The organism is Pantoea sp. XAF26B01_ASV70 (genome assembly GCF_054512635.1).
This window is the reverse complement of record NZ_CM137251.1, coordinates 1,353,769-1,366,705: the sequence shown is the minus strand read 5'-3', so window position 1 is coordinate 1,366,705 and position 12,937 is coordinate 1,353,769. Positions and strand designations below refer to the sequence as shown.

General features: G+C 57.5%; 13 protein-coding genes. 1 reads left to right on the top strand and 12 read right to left on the bottom strand.

Features of this window, described 5'->3' with window-relative positions:
* Positions 1 to 21: 21 nt before the first annotated feature.
* From sixA to ACX8ZY_RS06560, 4 genes are all read right to left on the bottom strand, one after another.
* Positions 22 to 504, bottom strand: coding sequence for a phosphohistidine phosphatase SixA (gene sixA, locus ACX8ZY_RS06575; protein WP_010257941.1), 483 nt, complete (start codon positions 502 to 504; stop codon positions 22 to 24).
* A gap of 224 nt (positions 505 to 728) precedes the next feature.
* Positions 729 to 2,825, bottom strand: coding sequence for a fatty acid oxidation complex subunit alpha FadJ (gene fadJ, locus ACX8ZY_RS06570; protein WP_459260844.1), 2,097 nt, complete (start codon positions 2,823 to 2,825; stop codon positions 729 to 731).
* Positions 2,825 to 4,135, bottom strand: coding sequence for an acetyl-CoA C-acyltransferase FadI (gene fadI, locus ACX8ZY_RS06565; RefSeq protein WP_421665297.1), 1,311 nt, complete (start codon positions 4,133 to 4,135; stop codon positions 2,825 to 2,827). The genes fadJ and fadI overlap by 1 nt, the downstream gene beginning before the upstream one ends.
* 158 nt (positions 4,136 to 4,293) lie before the next feature.
* Complete coding sequence (locus tag ACX8ZY_RS06560; protein WP_010671435.1) at positions 4,294 to 4,590, bottom strand: YfcZ/YiiS family protein; 297 nt, start codon at positions 4,588 to 4,590, stop codon at positions 4,294 to 4,296.
* Between the two features lie 358 nt (positions 4,591 to 4,948).
* Between ACX8ZY_RS06560 and fadL the strand changes: the two genes are divergently transcribed.
* Complete coding sequence (fadL, locus tag ACX8ZY_RS06555) at positions 4,949 to 6,232, top strand: long-chain fatty acid transporter FadL (RefSeq protein ID WP_010671434.1); 1,284 nt, start codon at positions 4,949 to 4,951, stop codon at positions 6,230 to 6,232.
* A gap of 136 nt (positions 6,233 to 6,368) precedes the next feature.
* Here the strand turns inward: fadL and mlaA are convergent, their stop codons facing one another.
* The 8 genes from mlaA to ACX8ZY_RS06515 form a co-directional block, all read right to left on the bottom strand.
* Positions 6,369 to 7,133 (bottom strand): phospholipid-binding lipoprotein MlaA, encoded by a 765-nt coding sequence (mlaA, locus tag ACX8ZY_RS06550; protein ID WP_010257927.1) that lies wholly within the window; start codon positions 7,131 to 7,133, stop codon positions 6,369 to 6,371.
* 150 nt (positions 7,134 to 7,283) lie between these two features.
* A complete protein-coding gene (gene ccmI / locus ACX8ZY_RS06545) occupies positions 7,284 to 8,495 on the bottom strand; it encodes a c-type cytochrome biogenesis protein CcmI (protein ID WP_033788177.1) in 1,212 nt (403 codons plus the stop codon).
* Complete coding sequence (locus ACX8ZY_RS06540; RefSeq protein WP_029519443.1) at positions 8,495 to 8,947, bottom strand: cytochrome c-type biogenesis protein; 453 nt, start codon at positions 8,945 to 8,947, stop codon at positions 8,495 to 8,497. The genes ccmI and ACX8ZY_RS06540 overlap by 1 nt, the downstream gene beginning before the upstream one ends.
* On the bottom strand, positions 8,944 to 9,501 hold the full coding sequence (locus ACX8ZY_RS06535) for a DsbE family thiol:disulfide interchange protein (RefSeq protein WP_010257920.1): 558 nt from the start codon (positions 9,499 to 9,501) through the stop codon (positions 8,944 to 8,946). Before ACX8ZY_RS06535 ends, ACX8ZY_RS06540 begins: the two co-directional genes overlap by 4 nt.
* Positions 9,498 to 11,456: a heme lyase CcmF/NrfE family subunit gene (locus ACX8ZY_RS06530; protein WP_421665296.1), complete on the bottom strand. Its 1,959-nt coding sequence runs from the start codon at positions 11,454 to 11,456 to the stop codon at positions 9,498 to 9,500. The genes ACX8ZY_RS06535 and ACX8ZY_RS06530 overlap by 4 nt, the downstream gene beginning before the upstream one ends.
* Positions 11,453 to 11,938, bottom strand: a complete 486-nt coding sequence (ccmE, locus tag ACX8ZY_RS06525) for a cytochrome c maturation protein CcmE (RefSeq protein WP_010671430.1) — start codon at positions 11,936 to 11,938, stop codon at positions 11,453 to 11,455. The genes ACX8ZY_RS06530 and ccmE overlap by 4 nt, the downstream gene beginning before the upstream one ends.
* Entirely contained in the window at positions 11,935 to 12,168 is a 234-nt protein-coding gene (gene ccmD / locus ACX8ZY_RS06520; RefSeq protein WP_010257916.1) for a heme exporter protein CcmD, read from the bottom strand. Before ccmD ends, ccmE begins: the two co-directional genes overlap by 4 nt.
* Positions 12,165 to 12,905, bottom strand: coding sequence for a heme ABC transporter permease (locus ACX8ZY_RS06515; RefSeq protein ID WP_010257913.1), 741 nt, complete (start codon positions 12,903 to 12,905; stop codon positions 12,165 to 12,167). Before ACX8ZY_RS06515 ends, ccmD begins: the two co-directional genes overlap by 4 nt.
* Positions 12,906 to 12,937: the final 32 nt, after the last annotated feature.

The window sequence follows — 12,937 nt, the reverse complement described above, 5'->3', positions numbered from 1 at the left end:
GGAATTATCGGCCCACAGACGTCAGATTGCTTTAGCCAGCTTTTTGGGACTGACCTGCCACAGCAGTTTACCGGCACTCGCTGCGGGATCGAATTCCACGCAGGCAATAGCGGAAGTGGCGAACATTGGCGGTGCTTCCTGCGGGCACAGTTCAGAGACTAAATACCCCACCAACGGTAAATGTGAAATCACCAGAGCCGATTTCACGCCTTCATTCGCCAGGGCCTGCAGATAGCACCCGACCATCTCCGGATCGCCGCCCGGCGTTAATTCCGGCAGAACGTCCTGGCTTTCCGGCAGGGGAAAGGCTTCACGCACGGTCGCGAGCGTTTGCTGCGCGCGTAAATAGGGACTCACCAGGACACGCTCAATGTCCGGCGTCTGGCTGTTAAGCCAGTTGGCCATCTGACGTGATTCATTGCAGCCACATAAGGTTAAAGGCCTGACTGAATCACTGGCTGCTTCCAGAGCCGCATCGCCGTGACGCATGATAAAAACTTGCATAAAGCACCGCTGTTGTTTGTCGACATCGCCCGACGCGTAGCGCCTGACTCTTCACTCTGCGAATGAACGCTGTGTTTTACCCTAATGGCTTTAGTATAGTCAACCGGTTGTTTATTAAATAAGCACTTCTCAGAATCATGCTGCGCCGCACACTCTGGCGGCGCTTTTCTAAGCCGCTGAATCGGATTGGTTATTCCATTTTCAGCAGAAATGTAAAATTTCGTCTATTTTGCAGCCGCCTGAATCAGCGCCTCACAGGGTGTGAATCGTTCGCCATGCTGCTGCGCAAGCCGGGTTAATCTGTTGACCACTTCCGCCGCGCCCAGTTTGTCCATGTAGTGGAACGGGCCGCCTAAGAAAGGCGGAAAGCCGATACCAAACACCGCACCGATATCCCCATCGCGGGCGCAGCGAACCACCTGCTCATCAAGACAGCGAGCCGCTTCGTTCAGCATCATCATCACGCAGCGTTCAGCAATCTGCGCTTCACTCTGCCTGGCCTGCGGCGAGACTTTCAGCAACGTATACAGCGAAGCGTCCGGTTTTTTACGCTGCCAGCGCGGCTGGTCATAGCGATAAAAGCCTTTGCTGTTTTTACGTCCCTTGCGGCCATCTTTCAGCACCGCATCAAAAGCGGCTGGCGCGGCAAAGCGTTCACCATAAGCCTGATACAGGATGGGACTGATTTTGCTGCCAACGTCGATACCGACCTCATCCAGCAGCTGAATCGGGCCGACCGGGAAACCAAACTTCACCAGCGCCCGATCAATATGGTCAATCGGTTCGCCCTCCAGCAGGCAGCGCATCGCTTCATTTATATAGGGCGTCAGGATGCGGTTAACATAGAAGCCAGGCTTGTCCGCCACCACAATCGGAGTTTTACCCTGGCTGCGCGCCAGCGCCACAATCGTCACCAGCGTCGCGGTAGAGGTATTCAGATGAGGAATCACCTCCACCAGCGGCATTTTCTCTACCGGACTGAAATAGTGCAGCCCGATGACGTTCTCAGGACGCTGGGCGCCGGCGGCGATCGCCTCAATCGGCAGCGAAGAGGTATTTGAGGCAAACAGCGTATGCGGCTGACAGTGTGCCTCCACTTCGCTGACCATCTGCTGCTTCAGGGCTAAATCTTCGAATACGGCTTCAATTACCACGTCGCGCTGTGAGAAGCCCTGATAATCGATGCCGCCCGTGATACGTGCCATCTGCTGATGACGCTGTGCCGGAGTGAGCTGGCGCCGTTTAACCTTTTTGCTCAGCAGTTCCCAGCTGGTTTTCAGCGCATGGTTCACCCCTTCCAGGCTGATATCTTTAATGCGTACCGGCAACCCGGCGTTGATTGCAGTGACGCTGGCGATGCCGCCGCCCATCAGGCCGCCGCCGAGGATACCAACACGCTTGACGGTGCCGGGTTCCGCTTCACCGCCCCGCTCCTTTTTCATAGCCGTAGTCGCGAAAAAGATCCCGCGCAGCGCAACAGATTCTGGCGTCATCGCCAGCTCACCAAAAGCGCGCGCTTCAGCCTCATGTTCGGCCCGACTGCCCTGCTCCAGCCCGATGCGCACCACCTCAATAATGCGTTTTGCTGCCGGATAGTTACCCTGCGTTTTGGCTGCGGTCTGTCGGGTCGCCAGCGCAAACAGCGCCTGACGGCCAACCGGACCATGTAGCAGGCGATCGCGCAGCGGCAGCGTTCGTCCACTAACCTTGCCCTTTTTCACCCGGGCAATGGCGGTCTCCAGCAGAATCGCCTGCGGCACCGCGTCATCGACCACGCCCAGCTTACGGGCCTGTTTCGCCCGCAGAGCTTTGCCGGTCAGAATCAGTGGCAGCGCCTGCTGCACGCCGATTAAGCGTGGCAGCCGCTGAGTGCCGCCAGAGCCTGGCAGTAAGCCGAGCTGCACTTCCGGCAAACCGAGGCGGGTTTTATCATCCAGCGAGCAGATACGGGCATCACAGGCCAGCGCCAGTTCCAGCCCGCCGCCGAGGCAGGCGCCGTGGATCGCCGCGACCACCGGGAACGGCAGCGCGTCGAGCGCAGCCATCACTTCCTGGCCCTGTTTTGCCAGCGCTTCGGCTTCCTGCGCGCTTTTACAGCGGTCAATCATGCTGATGTCTGCGCCCGCGATGAAGTTGTCCGCTTTGCCGGAAATCAGCACCAGGCCAGCCAGTTGCGGATCGCGTCGCGCTTCCGCAATGATGGCGGTGATCTGCCCGGCAAATTCCGCTTTCAGGGTGTTCATCTTCTCACCAGGGACATCGATCGTAATAATGCCGACGTGATCCAGTCGCATCTTCAGATGAAACGCATTCTGCTCCATTATTCGGCCTCCAGAATCATTGCCGCACCCAGGCCGCCTGCCGCGCAGGCTGTTACCAGTCCTAACCCGCCACCGCGACGGCGTAATTCATTCAGCGTCTGGGTGATCATGCGCGCACCCGTGGCGGCAAAAGGATGACCATAGGCGATCGATCCGCCCAGCACGTTAAAGCGCTCTTCATTCACTTCGCCCAGCGCGTGTGGCCGATTCAGCACCTCACGGGCAAAGCGCTCGTCGCGAAACATGTGCAGGTTGCTCAGCGTCTGGGCAGCAAAAGCTTCATGCATATCGATCAGCGTCAGATCGGCCAGGGTTATGCCGGCGCGATCCAGTGCCAGTGGTGAAGCGTAAGCCGGGCCCAGCAGCATATCCTGCTGCACACCAATGGCGGTAAAGGCGTAGCTGCGCAGATAGCCCAGCGGCCTGATGCCCAGTTCACGGGCGCGGCCCTCGCGCATCAGAATCACTGCCGCCGCGCCGTCGGTGAGAGGCGTGCTGTTGGCCGCGGTGACGCTGCCGTGCTGGCGATCAAATGCCGGACGCAGTCGGGCGTAATCCTCCGCTTTGGCGTTCATCCGCACGTTATTGTCCTGATCGATGGCGCTTTTCCACGGCGGCACAAAGGCTGCCATGACTTCCTGATTCAGTACCCCGGATTGCCAGGCCCTTGCGGCATGCTGATGGGATCGCAGCGCCAGCGCATCCTGTGCTTCGCGCGTGATGCCGTGACTCTTAGCCATCTGCTCCGCAGTGTCGCCCATGCGCAGGCCGGTCGAATACTCCGCCACTGCGGGCGGGACCGGCAGCAGATCACGCGGACGCAGACGGCGCAGGATGTGCAGTTTTTGACCGAAGCTGCGGGCTTTATTGAGATCCACCAACGCGCGGGCCAGCGTTTTACTGACCCCAATCGGCAACACCGACGAAGAGTCTGCGCCACCGGCAATACCGGCAGAGATGGTGCCCGCCAGCAGACTTTCTGCCACATTCGCTACCGCCTGAAAGCTGGTGGCGCAGGCACGGCTGACGCTGTAGGCATCGGTATGCACACTCAACCCGCTGCTTAATACAATTTCACGCGCAATGTTCGGCGCTTCCGGCATCTGCACCACCTGCCCAAAGACCAGTTGCTCGATCACCTCAGCCGGCAGTTCACTGCGCGCCATTAATTCGCTGACCACCATACGTCCCAGCTCAATGGCGGGAATTCCATGGAAGCCGGTCGCCTGGCGTAAGAAAGGGGTGCGTAATCCGTGGGTTATTGCGATGCGTTCACCATCACGCGTCAGCAGCTGCTGCGCTTTGCTCATTGTTCTCACCTGTGGCTGGGACTGTGGCATCATTGCCTGAAGAGGTCTGACCTGATCAGTGTTAACCACAAGCGGGTGAGCCGCCAATATCGGAAGGGAAAAAGTGCGAAGGGAAACACGAAAATGAAAAACGCCGCAGTGACGCGGCGTAATGGGACTTAACGCAAACCGAGCTGAAAAATCATGGTTTCAGCCTGGCAGCTGAAGGTGAAATCGATATCCAGCTGCACTCCCTGATCCACTTCGCTGAAGCGCGATTCAATCAGACAGGGTTCTGATTCAACCTCGCGGGCACGTTCGGTCAGTTGCGCTAATTTCGCTTCCGCATCGGCACGCTGAGCAAACCATTCTGACCAGCTGGCGGTGCAATCGGTGTTATCCATTACCGTGCCGACATCAACACAACAACAGGCTGCGGTTTCGGTCGCACTGCATTTTTTAATGGCATCAGTCATTTCATTCTCCAGACCAGCAATTGCATAGGTTGAGCGATTTTATGGACGAAATCTTACCTGCTCGCTGAAAGATGCGCCACGCACCTGTTGCTAAGTGACGAATATCACAATAAAAATTGATCCAGAACAAACTGGAATGGTTATGCTGTCCAGGATCAGGGGCTTTTTGTTATGCAGATCGAATTTTAAGCGATCAAACCTGAAATATTTTAAAAACAATATTGCAACATGCACACAGGTCGGACCTATACTCTCCGCACTGGTCTGATATGTGCGCTTTACATCAGTCCCTACAATCCGCCGTCCTTTGTTACGCGACGTTATAGCGTTAAATAATAATTCACATGAGGTTGTGGTCATGAACCATAAAAACCTGTTTGCAAAGTCAGCCGTGGCGGCTGCAGTGGCGCTTGTCTCTTCCCACGTTTACGCTGCTGGGTTTCAGTTAAATGAATTCTCTTCGATTGGTTTAGGTCGCGCATATTCAGGCGAAGGGGCAATGGGTGATACCGCGGCGTCTGCCAGCCGTAACCCGGCGACAATGGCGTTAATGGATCGCCCGGAATTTTCTATCGGGGCTGTCTATATTGCGCCGGATGTAAATATCAGTGGTCGCAGTCCCAGTGGCCGCAGCCTGGATGCGAATAATATTGCTCCTAATCAGTGGGTACCCAATATTCATTATGTCCAGCCCATCAACGATCAGTGGTGGATTGGCGCATCTGCAACCTCAAACTACGGCTTAGCAACAGAGTTTAATAATGGCTACACCGCTGGCGGTTACGGCGGTAAAACTGACCTGATGACCGGCAATTTAAATCTCAGCACCGCTTATCGCTTTAATGAACATTTTAGTGCAGGCATCGGTTTTGATGCGGTTTATGCCAAAGCCAAAATTGAGCGTTATGCCGGTGAGTCAGGCGCGAGGCTGGGGGTTCCGGCTGATACGCAGGTTGCCCATCTGAAAGGCGATGAGTGGGGCTACGGCTGGAATGCCGGTATCCTGTATGAAGTGGATGAAAATAACCGCTTCGGCTTTACCTATCGTTCAGAAGTGAAAGTCGACTTTGATGGCGATTACAAAAGTAATCTCTCATCCCGGCTGAATGCGGTGAATAATCCGGAAGTGTCAGGCGTACCTTTTGGCACCAACGGCACCACCGTTCCAGGCGCATTAACCCTGAATCTGCCAGAGATGTGGGAAGTGTCGGGCTGGCATAAAGTGGCCCCGCAGTGGGCGGTTCACTACAGCATGGCTTACACCAGCTGGAGCCAGTTCCAGGAGCTGAAAGCCACTGGCTCTAACGGCCAGACGCTGTTCTATAAAGATGAAAGCTTCCACGATGCCTACCGCATTGCACTGGGCACAACCTATTCCTACGACAAGAACTGGACGTTCCGTACCGGTATTGCCTTTGATGACAGTCCGGTTCCGGCCGATAAGCGCTCTATCTCCATCCCGGACCAGGATCGTTTATGGCTGAGTGCCGGTACATCCTATGCCTTTAATGATGATGCCTCGGTTGATTTAGGCATCTCTTATATGCACGGACAGAAAGTGACGGTGAAAGAAGGTCCTTATACCTTTACCTCTGAAGGCAAGGCCTGGCTCTACGGCGCGAACTTTAACTATAAGTTCTGACTGGCTGGTACGATCAAAAAGGGCGACTCTGGTGAGTCGCCCTTTTTTGTGGCCGTGGATCGCTTAATGGCTCAGGGAGCATACGCCCTGCGCAAAGACGCAAAAACCGCCATCTCTGGCGGCTCAGCACGGGCGATTACTCGGCGTCAATATCCTTCAGGTCATCCTGAATCGCGGCTGCGTTAGGATTATCTTCCGGCTTGAGCTTGCCGCCGCGCGCCAGGAAGTCGTGACGCTGGAAGTAAGCGTTACGGATGAAGGCGTACGGATCGCTCTGCTGTTTCAGGATTGCATCAGAGTCCAGCAGCTGCGCGCGGGTCTCAATCCCTTCAAGCGTCCATTTACCAATCGACATTGGCCAGGTCAGCCAGCCAAGGATCGGATAAAGCGTATCAACGTAGTCGCCGCCATCCTGACGCACCGTGAAGCTGCCGTAAGCAGGCAACTCAACATAAGGCCCGTAGCCGACGCCATAGTGACCGAGCGTAGTACCGAAACGGTGCGGCTCTTCACGCGCCAGTTCCGGATTCGCTTTACCGGCAACGTCAATGAAGCCGCCCAGTCCCAGCACGCTGTTCAGGAAGAAACGGGTGAAGTGAATACCCGCATCACGTCCGTTACCGATCAGGATGGCGTTGACCATGCTGGCAGGTTCTTCCAGGTTGCCGAGGAAATTGCTCAGGCCGGTACGTGCCGGCACCGGCACATAATCACGCCAGGCCACAGCGACCGGACGCAATACATACGGATCCAGCACGTTGTAGTTAAAGTTAAACATCGTGCGGTTAAAGCCTTCGAACGGATCGCTGCGCTGAGCAGGATCGCTATTCGCCGGCTTTGAACTGGCACAACCTACCAGAAGGACGCTGGCGACAGCCAGGCTGGTCAGGCGATAATTCATTCCAATCTCCCTGTGCGGATGAAAAAGGTCTACCCATCGTTCAGGTCACAGCCCGGTATCGTATCGACTTACCCGATGAGCATAGCTGACTTTGTGCCAGAGGCAGCAGGCAATGGCACGCATCATCCTGAACGCGGTCAGTTGATGCGTTCAGGGAAGCTGCTGATTAATCTCTACCGCGATCGGCTGATGCCCATCCCAGGGCGTCACTGCGCTCAGACCCAGCCAGTCACCCGGCCGGGGATTGGCGCTGCCGTCGCGGGAGATTCGCACCCGGACCTCGACCTGATGCTGCGCCGAAAGCAGGCGATCCGGCATCATGGCGTTGCTGTCATCCAGCGTCAGCGACAGCGGGAAGTGACTGAGCGGCATCCGCTTAACAGCCACCGGCACCGGTGAAGCACCGTCAGAAACCGAAATATACAACACTCCGTCCTGCGGTAACATTTTTTCTGCCTTAGGTGCCAGCGTCACGGTCAGTGCCAGTTGACGACTCTGTTGCCCGGCGGCACTTCTGGCCTTTTCGATGCTGCGGGCGATCATCGCGTGTCGCGAATCACCGGCCGGCAACAGACCCAGCAGAGTCTGCCATGCGTCGATAGCCTGACCATATTGCTGCTGTCCGTAAGCATTAAATGCCAGCAGGCTCAGCGTACGCAGGTTTTGCGGATCCGCTTTTAGCAATGCCTGCAGCAGCAGTGACGCCTGACGGTTATCCTGCGGGTCGGGGGATCGCGTCAGGACTTCGGCATAATCCTGTTTTAGCGCCAGATCGTTGGGAGCAAGCTGTAGCGCATGCTCAAATGCCTGGCTGGCCGTATCGGCATTATTCAGCACCATGCCGAGCCGTCCCAGCATCGTCCAGTCAGCCAGATTATCCGGTTCCGTTTGCAACGCGGTACGCAATCCGAGCTGTAAACGCGCCAGCTCCTCCATGCTCAGCGGTTTAGCGCCAGGGTCCATCAGTCGGGCACGCAGCTCAGGATACGCCTGCTGCACCTGCTTCCAGCCCGTGAGCTGTGCCAGGCCACCGGTTTTCAGGTAAGTCCCCAGCGATACCCCAATCAGCACGATCAGGCCTGGCAGCAAAATCCAGCGACCGCTGCTGTGTGATTTCATCGTCTGTGCCGGTGGAATATCCGCCAGCAGTGTCTGCTGTAACTCCCGCTCCATCAGTGGACGCTCAGCGACGACGCCCTGATCTTCATCCTGTGCCAGCTCATCTATCCGCTGATGGTAGAAGCGCTGATTAAGGCGATCGCGATCGCCTGTGCTGGCCTGACGTTGCCGCCAGCCCGCCGCCAGGAACAGCGTACAGGCCGCCAGCAGTAACAGAAAAAGGGTAATCCAAAATGCACTCATTACGGCTTCCTGTCTGACTTCAGTAGCGCATTAAGACGCTGTTGCTCATCTTCATCCAGCTCACTGCGGGTTTTGCGCTGACGGCTGCGCAGGATAATCACCGCACCGCCCATCAGCGCAAACAGCGCCGGACCAGCCCACAAAACCAAAGTTGAGGGCGTGACCGGTGGCGAATAGCTGACGAAGTTACCGTAACGCGCCACCATATAGTCGATGATCTGCTGGCGACTCTGGCCCTGCTTCATCAGCTGATAGACTTTCAGCCGCATATCGGCGGCAATCATGGCATTTGAGTCGGCGATGCTGTTGTTCTGGCACTTCGGACAGCGCAGTGAAGCGGTCAGATCGCGGTATTGTTCTTCCTGGGCCACCGAGTCAAATTGCAGCGTGTCGATGCTTGCCCACAGGTTGATGCTGAACAGCAGGCCGCAGAGCAGTAACAGCATTCTCATGATCCCGCCTCCGCGCTGTATTTCACCCACAAGGGTTTCACTTCCTGATCCCAGACGCGCGCATTGAGATCGCCCGCGTGGCGATAACGGATGATCCCCTTACCGTCGATCAGAAAAGTTTCCGGCGCGCCATAGACGCCGAGATCCAGTCCCAGCATGCCGTTGCCATCATAGAGGCTCAGCGCGTAGGGGTTGCCCAGCGTATTCAGCCAGTTAACCGCCTTGTGACGATCGTCTTTGTAGTTCAGTCCGACGACGCGAATGCCCTGCTCCGCCAGCGTATTCAGATACTGATGCTCGGCGCGACAGGTAGGACACCAGGTCGCCCAGACGTTCAGCAATATCGGTTTGCCATCCGTCAGCACGCGCTGGTCGTAGGTTTTGCCTGGCTGATCGAGTGCTTCCAGCCGGAACAGCGGCACCGGCTTGCCGATCAGAGCGGATTCGAGACGGGTCGGATCGTCGCCATCGGCATTACGTGTCAGCTGCCACAGCAGCGCCGCCGCCAGCAACAGAAACAGCATCAGGGGAATAAACAGGATTTTCTTGTTCATGTCCGCTCCTCAATTCCCGCTTTTTTGCGCGAACGATAACGGGGATCAAACAGGCAGAACAGCCCACCCAGCGCCATCAGCGCGCCACCGAACCAGATCCAGCGGACAAAGGGTTTGTAGTAGATGCGCACGGCCCAGCCGCCATCCTCCAGCTCTTCGCCCAGCGCCGCATAGAGATCGCGGCTGAAACCCCCATCAATCGCCGCTTCGGTCATCATGGTGCGGGCGGCCGTATAAAAGCGTTTCTCTGCCTGCAGCGTCGCTTCATGTTTGCCGTTGCGCGTGACATCGATGATGCCCATGCCACCGCTGTAGTTAGGCCCCTGCAGATTCTGCACGCCGCGGAAGACAAAGTGATAGTGATGAATATCGATGCTATCACCCGCCTTCATCCGCACATCGCGTTCCACGCTGTACTGGGTGCTGAATGCAATACCGATCACCGTCACCCCTACCCCAAGATGGCCCAGTACCATGCCCCAGTGACTGCGCGACAGGTGACGTAAACCGGCAAAGAACGGATGGCGGTGAGTGGCGCGCTCATGAAGTTCCAGCAGCGTCAGCACGATAATCCAGAGTGACATCAGCAGGCCAACCACGGTCATCGCCTCAATGCGATCCTGCAGCCACCAGGGAATGATGACGGAACAGGCCAGGGTCACGATCAGCGCCAGCGCCAGCCGCTTTGCCAGCTTCTGCGGCTCATCGCGACGCCAGCGCACCAGTGGCCCGATCCCCATCAGTAGCGCAAACGGCGCCATCAGCCAGCTGAACATGGTGTTGAAGAACGGCTCACCGACCGAAATGCTGCCCAGGCCCAGTTGCTTGTGCACCAGCGGCAACAACGTGCCGAGCAGAACCACCAGCATCGCGGCAATCAGCAGCACGTTATTACCCAGCAAAAACGATTCGCGCGACCAGGTTTCATTCTGCACCCGGCCACGTACCTGCCCGCCTTTAATCGCGTAGAGCAGGAGCGAACTGCCGATAACAATCACCAGAAACGCGAGGATAAACATCCCGCGCGCCGGATCCGAGGCGAAGGAATGCACCGACACCAGCACCCCGGATCGCACCAGGAACGTCCCCAGCAGGCTCAGCGAAAACGCGGTAATCGCCAGCAGCACGGTCCAGGCCTTAAAGGTGCCTCGCTTTTCAGTGACCGCCAGCGAGTGCATCAGGGCGGTGCCTGCCAGCCACGGCATAAATGACGCATTTTCAACCGGGTCCCAGAACCACCAGCCGCCCCAGCCCAGTTCGTAATAGGCCCAGGCCGAGCCAAGGACAATACCAATCGTCAGAAAGACCCAGGCCGCCGTGGTCCAGGGACGCGACCAGCGCGCCCAGGCCGTATCCAGCCGTCCGGCCATCAGCGAGGCGATAGCAAAGGCAAACGCCACCGAAAAGCCGACATAGCCCATATAGAGCAGCGGCGGATGGAAGATCAGGCCGATATCCTGCAGCATCGGATTCAGGTCATGCCCGTCTATCGGAAAGTCCGGCAGCGTGCGGCCAAACGGATTCGAGGTCAGCAGGATAAACAGCAGGAAGCCGAGATTGATCATGCCCATGACCGCCAGAACGCGTGCCAGCGCATCCTGTGGCATACCGCGACTGAATATCGCCACCGCCAATGTCCAGGTGCTTAGCAACAATACCCACAGCAGCAGCGATCCTTCATGCGCGCCCCAGGTGGCAGCAATGCGATAGTAAACCGGCAGCAGGCTGTTGGAGTTTGTAACGACATAGGCAACGGTGAAATCGTTGCTGATAAAGGCCCAGGCCAGCAGCGCAAAAGCCGCCGCGATGCAGATAAACAGACCGCAGGCTAGCGGACGCGCCATCGCCATCAGGCGGGCATCCTGGCGCACTGCGCCCCACAACGGATAGCTGCTCAGCAGCAGGGAGAGCCCCAGCGCCAGGCAGAGCAGAAAAGTACCAATCTCGGGCATCATGATGATTTATTTCCCGCCTGATACAGCGACTGCGGGCCGGTGTGATTACTCTTCATCGCGTCTTCAATCTCCGGCGGCGTATATTTCTCATCATGTTTCGCCAGGACTTCTTTGGCGATCACCTGGTTGCCCGCCGCCAGCACGCCCTGCGCGACGACGCCCTGCCCTTCACGGAACAGATCCGGCAGGATGCCTTCAAAACTGACGCTGACCACGCCGCGGGCATCATAAAGTTTGAACGACACGGCAAGCGTATTCGGATCGCGCCGGACACTGCCGGGCATCACCATGCCGCCGACGCGCAGCCGCTGACCCGCTTCGGGCTTCTCGTGCGCTTCGCCTTTGCCGTAAAGGATTTCACCTGGGGTATAGAACAGATCGATGTTTGAGCGCAGCGCATACATCACCAGCGCGGTAGCCAGGCCGAGGCCGAGCAGAATCGCCACTGCCGCATAGAGGCGGTTGCGTCGACGGGTATTCACAATGTCTCTCCTGCCGCTTCAGCCGCGGCTTTTTTAGATTTCGCTGCCCGGATGCGGCGTTCCCGCGCGTCGCGCTGGCGGATCTCAGCCAGCAGGCGGCGGCGCAGCAACAGGGTATGCAGCGTCAGCCCGACAAGCGGAATCAGCGTGCAGGCAACTGCCAGCCAGACATAGAAGGCGTAGCCCCCCATCTCAAAGAAGGCGTGCCAGGAGGAAAAGGCGGGTGTCATGCCTGCTCTCCCCGCTTCGCCACATCAATCGCCCAGGGACGGTGACGTTCGGTTAACAGAATCAGGTTGCGCAGCCGCATCAGGGTCAGCGTGATAAACACCAGCAGATAACCGATGATTGCCCAGCGCAGCGGCGTTCGCATCACTGGCGCAATCGCCTGCTGGAGAATGCCCGACGAGCCCTGATGCAGGGTATTCCACCACTGCACTGAGAAGTGAATGATCGGCAGATTAACTACGCCGACCAGGATGAGAACACCCGCGGCCCGGCCTGCGGTGCGGCGGTCATCAAAAGCGTGCCAGAGCGCAATCACGCCCATATAGAGGAACAGCAGCACCAGCTCCGAAGTGAGGCGCGCATCCCAGATCCACCAGGTCCCCCACATCGGCTTACCCCATGCGGATCCGGTGACCAGCGCAATAAAGGTAAAGACCGCGCCCACCGGTGCCATGGCGGCGGAAACCAGATCGGCCATTTTCATCTGCCACACCAGACCGATAAAGGCGGCGATGGCCATCGAGGCATAAATGCCCATCGACCACATCGCGGCGGGCACATGAATGTACATGATGCGGAAACTGTCGCCCTGCTGATAGTCAGCGGGAGCAAATCCAAAGCCCCAGGCCCAGCCCAGCAGCAACGCCGCCAGTCCTGAGATGGCGAACCACGGCACCAGTCGCCCCGAAAACTGATAGAGCCGTTCGGGCCTGGCCAGCTGATGTAACGCTTTCCACATATCAAATGCTCACATTAACGATAAAAGAGTGT

Excerpts from the sequence above, each read along its gene's own strand:
- sixA (WP_010257941.1), bottom strand. The coding sequence starts at position 504 with ATGCAAGTTTTTATCATGCGTCACGGCGATGCGGCTCTGGAAGCAGCC.
- fadJ (WP_459260844.1), bottom strand. The coding sequence starts at position 2,825 with ATGGAGCAGAATGCGTTTCATCTGAAGATGCGACTGGATCACGTCGGC.
- fadI (WP_421665297.1), bottom strand. The coding sequence starts at position 4,135 with ATGAGCAAAGCGCAGCAGCTGCTGACGCGTGATGGTGAACGCATCGCA.
- ACX8ZY_RS06560 (WP_010671435.1), bottom strand. The coding sequence starts at position 4,590 with ATGACTGATGCCATTAAAAAATGCAGTGCGACCGAAACCGCAGCCTGT.
- fadL (WP_010671434.1), top strand. The coding sequence starts at position 4,949 with ATGAACCATAAAAACCTGTTTGCAAAGTCAGCCGTGGCGGCTGCAGTG.
- mlaA (WP_010257927.1), bottom strand. The coding sequence starts at position 7,133 with ATGAATTATCGCCTGACCAGCCTGGCTGTCGCCAGCGTCCTTCTGGTA.
- ccmI (WP_033788177.1), bottom strand. The coding sequence starts at position 8,495 with ATGAGTGCATTTTGGATTACCCTTTTTCTGTTACTGCTGGCGGCCTGT.
- ACX8ZY_RS06540 (WP_029519443.1), bottom strand. The coding sequence starts at position 8,947 with ATGAGAATGCTGTTACTGCTCTGCGGCCTGCTGTTCAGCATCAACCTG.
- ACX8ZY_RS06535 (WP_010257920.1), bottom strand. The coding sequence starts at position 9,501 with ATGAACAAGAAAATCCTGTTTATTCCCCTGATGCTGTTTCTGTTGCTG.
- ACX8ZY_RS06530 (WP_421665296.1), bottom strand. The coding sequence starts at position 11,456 with ATGATGCCCGAGATTGGTACTTTTCTGCTCTGCCTGGCGCTGGGGCTC.
- ccmD (WP_010257916.1), bottom strand. The coding sequence starts at position 12,168 with ATGACACCCGCCTTTTCCTCCTGGCACGCCTTCTTTGAGATGGGGGGC.
- ACX8ZY_RS06515 (WP_010257913.1), bottom strand. The coding sequence starts at position 12,905 with ATGTGGAAAGCGTTACATCAGCTGGCCAGGCCCGAACGGCTCTATCAG.